Here is an 8,985-nt window from a genome sequence, read left to right on the forward strand (position 1 = left end):
TTGGGCGATCAAACGCAATGCCCACACGGCCGTCTGTTGCCCATGCAATGTGACCGCTGACCCAGCCGATGTTGCGCAGTTTTATCTCCACCGGTTCACCGCGCGGTGCATCTGTCGGGATGTCAGCTATAAGCCCGCCGGCTGACACGTTGCGAATGCGCACTTCGTGCTCATTTTTTGTGTTGGGAAAGCGCAGAACCGCCTTCAGAAAAAGGCTGTCGCGATCCATGCTCCGCTTTGCAGCCGACATGTTAATTTCGCCGAATGTGTCATTCATGATGCAGCACCAAGCACAGAATTGGGAACAATTCAGGCTTAGACAATGCCACCTAAGTGTAGCCAAAAGGTTAATTTGCGGATCAACCTGATGGATTTCACATGGTTACATCGACCATGAACATTGAACGTCGCGGTGTTAGTCGTCGCGCGAAACGCGTTCCTGCCGTTCGTGTCGTTCCTGCGCCTCAAGCGTCATTGTTGCGATAGGGCGGGCACGCAGACGGGCAAGTGAAATCGGCTCGCCTGTTACTTGGCAATATCCATATTCGCCTTCGGTGATGCGGCGAAGTGCGGATTCGATTTTGGAGATCAGTTTGCGTTGACGGTCGCGGGTTCGCAATTCGATTCCCCAGTCCGTTTCGCTCGATGCGCGGTCGTTCAGATCAGGTTCGCGCATAGGGCCATCCTGAAGCTGATTCAGCGTCCCCTGCGATTCCGCCAAGATACTGTTTTTCCAGTCAACCAGCTGTTTTTCAAAATATTTTAGCTGGCGATCGTTCATGAACGGCTCGTCGTCGCTGGGAATATATGAAGGGTCAATATCGTAACCGGAATTGTTCAATTCTCCGGTATTCGTTTGAGGCTCGGCGCTTGCGCCCATGTTAGATTCTCCACCTCTGGCGGGCCCCGCAAAACCAAGGTTGCCGCGTCCAAATCCACTCTCGCCGGCGCTATAGACTCACGTCAAAACCCGCACAAGCGGCAAATGTCACACAATGTCATGAACTGCGTAAAAGTTGTGGAAACGGCGTGCCTTCATAAATTCCATCGCTCGAAACAGCCCCAAAAATGAAAAAAGGTCCAGATTATGTCCGTACGCATGGCTTTAGCGAAATCATGTACGTGCCCTTTTTCATTGCGAAACCGATGCGCGAACGGCATAGCCAGCCACCATGCATGACCTAAAATATATCCGCGAAAATCCGCAAGACTTTGACGCCGCCCTTATCCGTAGGGGCGCTGCACCCGTAGCTGCATCGGTTCTGGCGCTGGATGAAAATCGCCGCGCCTTGTTGACCGAAATGCAAAATGCGCAAGCGCGCCGCAATGAAGCGTCCAAAGCAATCGGCGCTGCCATGGGCAAGGGCGACACCGCGGCCGCAGAGGCGCTGAAAGCCGAAGTTGCCGCGTTGAAGGACACATTGCCGGCATTGGAAGAGCAGGAACGCGCGGCCGGCGAAGAATTGGATACGCTGCTCGCCGGACTGCCCAATTTGCCCGGTGACGACACGCCCGATGGTCCGGATGAGACCGAGAATGTTGAAGTAGCCCGGTGGGGAACCCCGCGCAGTTTTGAATTTGAACCCCGCGATCATGCCGATTTGGGACCAGTGCTTGGCCTCGACTTTGAAACGGGCGTTGCAATTTCGGGTGCGCGCTTCACCTTTATGCGTGGACAAATGGCGCGGCTTAATCGCGCGCTTGGTCAGTTCATGCTGGATTACCAGACCGGACAGCGCGGTTACACAGAATGCGCCACGCCCTATCTGGTGCGTCAGGAATCGCTGTTTGGTACCGGACAGCTTCCAAAATTTGCCGAAGACAATTTTCAGACGACCGATGGCCGCTGGCTGATCCCAACCGCCGAAGTATCGCTGACCAACAGCGTGCGCGAGCAGATTTTGGACGAAAGCGTGCTGCCGATCCGTATGACCGCGTTAACGCCCTGTTTCCGTTCCGAAGCAGGCGCGGCGGGCCGCGATACGAAAGGCCTGATCCGCCAACACCAGTTTGAAAAGGTAGAACTGGTCTCCATCGTTCGCCCCGAAGACAGCGTTGCTGAACATGAACGTATGGTCGAAAGTGCCGAGGGTATTTTGCAAGCGCTTGAACTTCCGTATCGCAAGATGCTGCTGTGCACGGGTGACATGAGTGCCAGCGCGCGCAAGACCTATGACCTTGAAGTCTGGTTGCCGGGGCAGGGGCTGTATCGTGAAATTTCGAGCTGTTCGAACTGCGGTGACTGGCAGGCGCGCCGTATGAACACGCGGTACCGCCCTGCGGAAAGCAAAGGCAATGTGTTCGTACACACGTTGAATGGTTCTGGCTTGGCCGTTGGCCGCACGCTGGTTGCCGTCCTTGAAAATCATCAGCAGGCCGACGGCAGTGTGACCGTTCCAGCCGCGCTGCTGCCATATATGGGCGGCCTGACAAAGCTGGAGGTTGCGTCCTGATGCGCATTTTATTGACCAATGATGATGGTGTAAATGCGCCGGGCCTTAAGGTGTTGGAGGCGATTGCCCGAACCCTGAGCGATGACATCTGGATTGTCGCACCGGCGGAGGAAAATTCAGGGGCAGGCCATTCGCTGACGCTCACTAAGCCTGTGCGAATCCGCCAACATGGCGAAAAACATTACTCGGTTGCGGGAACGCCGACGGATTCTGTCATGCTCGGCATTGGTGTGATCATGAAAGATGCCAAGCCCGACCTGATTTTGTCCGGCGTCAACCGTGGTGCTAACCTTGGCGATGATATCACTTATTCGGGCACGGTCGCTGCGGCGATGGAAGGGGCGTTGGCGGGGATCCGTTCCATTGCGCTGAGCCAAGTATATAGCAAAGAAGGCATGGCGGATGCCGTACCCTTTTCAGCCGCCGAAGCATGGGGCGAGCGGGTGCTGCGTCCGTTATTGGACACGCCGCATACGCCGCGCACGCTGACCAATATCAATTTCCCGCCGCTGCTGCCGCAGGATGTTAAGGGTATCAAAGTCGCGCGGCAGGGGTTCCATGACTATAGCCGCGGTTCAATCGTCAAGGGCACGGATCCGCGCGGCTACGACTATTATTGGTTTGGGCTTCATGGAATGGTGCACACGCCCGGCCATGATACTGACCTTGAGGTGATTGAAGATGGCTATATCGCCGTGACCCCGCTGCAGCTTGACCTCACCCATAGCGAGTCCCTCGCCAATCTTCGGAGCGCTTACAGCGGATAAGGGAAAGCCGTTTGCCGCAGCGTGCCAGTTAAGTTGCGTTCGAGGTCATTGTTCATCCCACTGAAATTCGGCCACATGCCCGGCCTTCGCAACCAACCAAATGGATTGAAACGCGGCAATCCGCGTGCGTACGGCCTCAATGGATTGGGGCGTCAGCGCAGGCATTGGTGCAAATGACGCCTCGCAAGCGGTTTTGGCAATCGACATAAAGGTTTCGACGTCCGCCGGCGCGCCCCATGCGTCGGATTCGAAACATTCCACCAAGCGTTCTGCCTGAAGCAACTGCACAATATGTTCGTCTGGCGTCTGCGCCCGTGACGCGCTGGCGTGACCCGCCTGTTTTGCAATTTCCTGGATATCTTCGGGGCTATGTCCTTTTGCCACCATTCCCCAAAATGCCATTGGCAAGTTCAACTCGGTTTCGACGAAATAATGGATCGCATCATGCGGCGTCACGCCTTTTTTCGGGAAGGTTGCGGTCTCCGTCGAGCCGTCGTTCCTAACAATAGCGAGAAAATCGCGATCCGTGCCTTTGGTAATTTTAATAATCATTGTTGGATTGTTATCCTGATGCACAGCGCAAATCCATACTGCCCGTGACAAGCGTGCGGAAACCCGCTATGCGGCCCGCCATCATGGCAACTCAAATCAAAGCAGCGCCGAAGGTCGGCATGGTATCACTTGGCTGTCCCAAGGCGCTGGTCGATAGCGAACGGATCCTCACAAAGCTGCGCGCCGATGGCTATGGCTTGTCGCCCGATTATGCCGGCGCTGACGTTGTGCTGGTCAATACCTGTGGCTTTCTGGACTCCGCAAAGGAAGAGAGCCTTGAGGCGATTGGAGAGGCGATAGCGGAAAACGGCCGCGTGATTGTCACAGGCTGCATGGGTAATGAAGCCGACGTCATCCGCGCGCGCTTCCCTGATGTGCTCGCGATCACGGGCGCACATCAATATGAAGCCGTTGTTTCGGCGGTTCATGAAGCTGCACCACCGACACGCGGTGCGTTCGTAGACTTGGTGCCCGAAGGCGGCTTGAAGCTGACGCCGCGCCATTACAGCTATTTGAAGATTTCCGAAGGGTGCAACCACAGCTGCGCCTTCTGCATCATTCCGTCGTTGCGCGGAAAGCTTGCGAGCCGCCGTATTGACGCGGTGTTGCGTGAGGCAGAGAAACTGGTCGCCGCGGGCACCAAAGAGCTTTTGGTTATTTCGCAAGACACGTCTGCTTATGGCGTTGATACGCGTCACGAGCCACGCGAGTGGCAGGGGCGTCAGGTGCGCGCGCATATGACGGACCTTGCCCGCGAATTGGGCAGCTTGCGGACGAGCGAAGGCATCGCGCCTTGGGTGCGGCTGCATTATGTCTATCCTTACCCGCATGTTGATGACGTAATTCCGTTGATGGCCGAAGGTTATTTGACGCCATATCTTGATATCCCGTTTCAACATGCCGCGCCGAATGTTCTGAAAGCCATGAAGCGCCCCGCCAATGAAGCAAAGGTGCTTGAGCGGATCCGCAATTGGCGCAACATCGCGCCTGATATCGCTATCCGGTCAAGCTTTGTGGTTGGATTTCCGGGCGAAACCGATGCGGATTTCCAATATTTGCTCGACTGGTTGGACGAAGCGCAGCTCGACCGCGTCGGGGCTTTCCGTTTCGAACCTGTGGAAGGTGCGCAAGCGAACGATCTGCCAAACCCTGTTCCTGAAGAGGTGAAGGAAGAGCGGTTCCAGCGTATCATGGAAAAGACAGCGGCTATTAGCGCAGCCAAGCTTGCCGCAAAGGTTGGGCGCAATATCCCCGTCATCATCGACGAGATTGGCGACGCCGATGAAGATGGCAGCGTTGGTGCCACCGGACGGTCGCAAGCCGATGCGCCGGAGATCGATGGCCATGTCTATCTGCGTGACGTTGCACCGACCTTAAAGGCGGGCGACATTGTGCAGGTCGATATCGAAGACGCGGACGAGCACGACCTGTTTGGCGTTGTCGCCTGATTTAAGGCACCTGAATAGGCGTAACGGGCGTCCGCCTTTAACGCCTTAGCGCGACTTTGGCGGCAGCGGGAAGAAGCCTGAGGTGCGCGCGACATATTCCGCATAGCCGGGCCGCGTTTTCTTCATGCCATATTCTAGCATCGGCTTGCCCGACCAGCGCGTGAGCGTGAAGGTCAGGAATATCGGGCCAATGATGCTGATCCAACCTGGTAGACCCGTCTCACATGCAATGAGCCAAATGCCCCACCATGTGCAGGCATCGCCGAAGTAATTGGGGTGCCGAGTATAGCGCCATAAGCCAGTGTCGAGCACCTTGCCTTTGTTGGCAGGGTCGGCCCGGAATGCGTTGAGCTGCGCATCGCCAATGGTTTCAAACAATATGCCGATGATCGCAATAATCGCGCCGGCAAATGCAAGCGGACCTAAAACTGTGTTCGCGCCATCGCTGTACGCGATGCCGAGCTGTGCGGGCAGGCAGGTGATGAACAGCAATGGGGCTTGGGTCAGAAAAACCGACTGCAGTGACGTTTTGCTCCAGCTCCAGCCCTTTTTCTCCATCACGCTGCGCATGATTTTTTCATAACGCGGATCTTCGCCATGCGCGCGCCAGCGCGTCCACAAATGCAGCGAAAGCCGCAGCCCCCACAATGTGGTCAGGCCAAGCAGCACATGCGAAAGCGCGCCCGGTGCATCGGATTGCGTCCAGCTTGCCCACGCAAGCAGCACCATTCCGAACGCCCAAAACGCATCAATAAATGAAACATCGCGGATCTTGACCGAATACGCCCAGAGCAGGAGTATGACTGCAAGCAGGGCAGTCGCGTTGATTGCAAGTGTTTGACCGATAGCTGTCATGTTTCATCCTTTGCAAAAATGCCGGTCATCCCTTTCGCAGGGTATTTCGGCACAACAGTAGAATAGATTTCGGCGACCTTTTTCATGTCAGCCTTATAATCGCCCGTGGGCCAAATCTCTGGCCCTAGGCCACCGGATTTTGACTGATAATCCATCATGCCAACGACCAGCGGCACGCCGGCACCCATGGCGATATGGTAAAAACCGGTTTTCCATGCTTTGACGTTGCCCCTTGTACCTTCAGGGGCAATGGTGAGCATGAATTCTTTTCTACGGCCGAATTCATCAATCATCTGCTGAACATAATTTTTGTTCGATGTGCGATCCACCGGGACGCCGCCCATATCGAGCATGAAGTTTGTAAATGGCCAACGGAAGAGAGAAGATTTCCCCATGAAATGCGGCATTATTCCAAGGTCATCTGTTAACCCCAGAAAATACACAAAATCCCAGTTGCTGGTGTGCGGTGCCGCAATCAACACGAATTTACGCGATTCGGGCACGACGCCATGGGCATGCCATCCGCCGCGTTTGTATATCCCTACCAATACCCGCCTGACCAGCCGGGACAACCAGCTAGGCTGACGTTCCTTCAAAGACATATTTTGTCTTCCTCCCCCGTTGCATCCATAACTGCGTTACAAAGCTTTTCAAACGTCTTGTTTCATAAATACGCAAGCGCTAGGCACGCGGACGCAATTACAAAAACAAGCGGGAAAAAACATGTCGCATTCAGCGCACGGCGCCATACCGGTCATTTCAGCTACTGGCTTATTCACGCCAACCGATACCATCAGCAATGCGGAGCTTGTTGCCAGCTTTAACGCTTATGCCGATCGGTATAATGCAGCGCATCCCGATGCAGAGCCGCTGACGCACAGCTCGGTTGAGTTTGTGGAAAAGGCCAGCGGCATAAAGTCGCGCCATGTCATGGACAAAACCGCGATATTAGATCCGGACATTATGGAGCCACGCTACGCAGAGCGCCCGAATGACCAGATTTCCCTTATGGCGGAAATCGGTGTGGCGGCGTGCCGGGACGCATTGGCTAAGGCTGGCCGCGACATTGCCGACGTTGACGCTGTTTTATGTGCGGCATCCAATATGCAGCGTGCCTATCCTGCCATGGCGGTCGAGATTCAGCATGAATTGGGCATGGAGCGCGGTTTCGGTTTCGATATGAATGTCGCTTGCTCGTCGGCCACCTTTGGCATCCAGACGGCTGCCGACTATATCCGCAGCGGTAACGCACGTTCTGTATTGGTCGTAAATCCCGAAATCACGTCCGGCCATCTCAACTGGCGCGATCGTGACAGCCACTTTATCTTTGGTGACGTGGCAACCGCCATTTTGGTCGAAGCGAAGGACTTGGCGCCGGCGCAACATTGGGAAATATTGGGGACCCGTTTGAAAACCCAGTTTTCAAACAACATCCGCAATAATTTCGGATTTCTGAACCGCGCGGATGGCAATGGCCCGGTCGATCAACGCGGACCGCGCAACGACAAATTGTTCGTCCAAGAAGGCCGAAAGGTTTTCAAGGAAGTCGTACCAATGGTTGGGCAGATGATCCTTGAACACGCCGAAAGCCTGGGCCTGTCAGGTTCAGATTTGCGTCGCTTGTGGCTGCATCAGGCCAATACGGGGATGAACCGGCTTATCGCGCAAAAGGTGCTCGGGCATGAAGCCGTTGAGGATGAGAGCCCAACGGTTCTCGACACATATGCCAACACCTCAAGCGCGGGTTCGATAATCGCGTTCCATAAGCATAATCAGGACCTGAAAGCAGGCGACCTTGGTCTTATCTGCTCATTTGGTGCCGGTTATTCGGCGGGGTCGGTTTTTGTGCGCAAGGTTGGCTAGGTCCGATAACGGGCGCAACTAAGCGGCAACGAACTGCCGCTTAATTGCGGACTTTGAATAACGGATATCTGCGGACGATGTCGTCGTACACGGCCGCATGCAGCCGTTGGACAAATTCACAGCCATAATATTCCTTCTCATGCCATGCGATGCGCGCTTCGAGCGGGTTATATCCTGGCAATGTCAGGAATATTATCCGGTCAGGGGCAATGAATGACCCCGTCCGCATGCGAAACCCGGCTTGCGATAGGTCGACAAGGTCAACCTGTTGCCGACCTCCGCCGTGTTCGCGGACGCTTGCCGTGATGGAGACGCCGTTACGCGTAAATGCGCGATCGTCGTGACCTCCACTGTCAAAAACGTCCCCCGCCATCGGTGGCTCCTGATCCCTTGATCCTCCAATAGAAGGTAGCGAAATAATCAAATTTAGTCGAGTATCATCGCCAGCAGGATGTAGATCAGGACAGGTGAGCCAAAGCCAATCACGGTGGCGACCGCAAAAATTAGGCGAATGATCATCGCGTCTATGCCGGACCAGTTGGCCAATCCGGCGCATACGCCGAGAATTTTCTTATTGGTTTTGTCCAATGTTAAACGTGCCATTTCTTCACTCCCTTGTTTTGAACTGTGTTAATCTGTTTAGGCAACGATAGCTGCAGCAGGCGCTACGGCTGGTGCAATGCTGATACCGATGGTGATGACCGCGCAAAGTACAGCGGCAAAGGCTGAAAGGATTTGGGTGCGTGCATATTGTGTCATGTGACGTTCCTGTAAAATCTACCGGACTATTCCGGCCATGCGGGATAGTTTGCACAGGCTGTGCCAAATTAGATATTTTTCATAAAATCATATAGTTAGGTCTGTTCTTGGTAACGAGCGGGCGTGAAACAATTTCATATGTTGGGAAAAAATACCAATATTTGGTTTGGCGATTTTCCGACAAGCGGCTTGACCGGAACATGCCACTATAGCAGGCACGTTATATGGTCCTGTCCCGCCTGTCCTTGAATGATTTTCGCAACCATGCCGCGCTTGAGATCCGTCCCA

11 protein-coding genes are annotated in these 8,985 nt (G+C 54.8%); 4 read left to right on the forward strand and 7 right to left on the reverse strand.

The features are described from left to right. A partial coding sequence (locus ACILQA_RS07845) for a PilZ domain-containing protein (RefSeq protein WP_395629193.1) occupies positions 1–277 on the reverse strand: 277 nt, incomplete at its 3' end. Positions 278–415: 138 nt separating this feature from the next. Then, the gene (dksA, locus tag ACILQA_RS07850) at positions 416–880 is read right to left on the reverse strand and encodes an RNA polymerase-binding protein DksA (protein ID WP_306064814.1); all 465 of its coding nucleotides are present in this window, start codon (positions 878–880) and stop codon (positions 416–418) included. Positions 881–1,172: 292 nt separating this feature from the next. Between dksA and serS the strand changes: the two genes are divergently transcribed. Together serS and surE are read left to right on the forward strand one after the other, a co-directional pair. Continuing rightward, positions 1,173–2,453, forward strand: coding sequence for a serine--tRNA ligase (gene serS / locus ACILQA_RS07855; RefSeq protein WP_395629194.1), 1,281 nt, complete (start codon positions 1,173–1,175; stop codon positions 2,451–2,453). After that, positions 2,453–3,220 carry a 5'/3'-nucleotidase SurE gene (surE, locus tag ACILQA_RS07860; protein ID WP_183940085.1) on the forward strand — a complete coding sequence of 256 codons (768 nt, stop codon included), beginning with the start codon at positions 2,453–2,455 and terminating at the stop codon, positions 3,218–3,220. Before serS ends, surE begins: the two co-directional genes overlap by 1 nt. Positions 3,221–3,265: 45 nt before the next feature. On the opposite strand, the gene ACILQA_RS07865 is transcribed toward surE, so the two are convergent. Then, positions 3,266–3,772: a hypothetical protein gene (locus ACILQA_RS07865; protein ID WP_395629195.1), complete on the reverse strand. Its 507-nt coding sequence runs from the start codon at positions 3,770–3,772 to the stop codon at positions 3,266–3,268. 83 nt (positions 3,773–3,855) lie between these two features. On the opposite strand from ACILQA_RS07865, the gene rimO reads away from it, so the two are divergent. Continuing rightward, positions 3,856–5,220, forward strand: a complete 1,365-nt coding sequence (gene rimO, locus ACILQA_RS07870) for a 30S ribosomal protein S12 methylthiotransferase RimO (protein WP_395629196.1) — start codon at positions 3,856–3,858, stop codon at positions 5,218–5,220. 45 nt (positions 5,221–5,265) lie between these two features. Here the strand turns inward: rimO and ACILQA_RS07875 are convergent, their stop codons facing one another. Together ACILQA_RS07875 and ACILQA_RS07880 are read right to left on the reverse strand one after the other, a co-directional pair. After that, a complete protein-coding gene (locus tag ACILQA_RS07875) occupies positions 5,266–6,075 on the reverse strand; it encodes a DUF1295 domain-containing protein (protein ID WP_395629197.1) in 810 nt (269 codons plus the stop codon). Then, positions 6,072–6,677 carry a lysophospholipid acyltransferase family protein gene (locus ACILQA_RS07880; RefSeq protein ID WP_395629198.1) on the reverse strand — a complete coding sequence of 202 codons (606 nt, stop codon included), beginning with the start codon at positions 6,675–6,677 and terminating at the stop codon, positions 6,072–6,074. The genes ACILQA_RS07875 and ACILQA_RS07880 overlap by 4 nt, the downstream gene beginning before the upstream one ends. A gap of 121 nt (positions 6,678–6,798) precedes the next feature. Here ACILQA_RS07880 and ACILQA_RS07885 point away from each other — a divergent pair, with 121 nt between their 5' ends. Then, positions 6,799–7,938, forward strand: coding sequence for a beta-ketoacyl-ACP synthase III (locus ACILQA_RS07885; protein ID WP_395629199.1), 1,140 nt, complete (start codon positions 6,799–6,801; stop codon positions 7,936–7,938). A gap of 40 nt (positions 7,939–7,978) precedes the next feature. On the opposite strand, the gene ACILQA_RS07890 is transcribed toward ACILQA_RS07885, so the two are convergent. Both ACILQA_RS07890 and ACILQA_RS07895 read right to left on the reverse strand, forming a co-directional pair. Next, positions 7,979–8,311: a PilZ domain-containing protein gene (locus tag ACILQA_RS07890; protein WP_395629200.1), complete on the reverse strand. Its 333-nt coding sequence runs from the start codon at positions 8,309–8,311 to the stop codon at positions 7,979–7,981. A gap of 53 nt (positions 8,312–8,364) precedes the next feature. After that, entirely contained in the window at positions 8,365–8,541 is a 177-nt protein-coding gene (locus tag ACILQA_RS07895) for a PspC domain-containing protein (RefSeq protein WP_395629201.1), read from the reverse strand. Positions 8,542–8,985: the final 444 nt, after the last annotated feature.

This window comes from Sphingorhabdus sp. (genome assembly GCF_044239005.1).
Lineage (GTDB): Bacteria > Pseudomonadota > Alphaproteobacteria > Sphingomonadales > Sphingomonadaceae > Sphingorhabdus_B.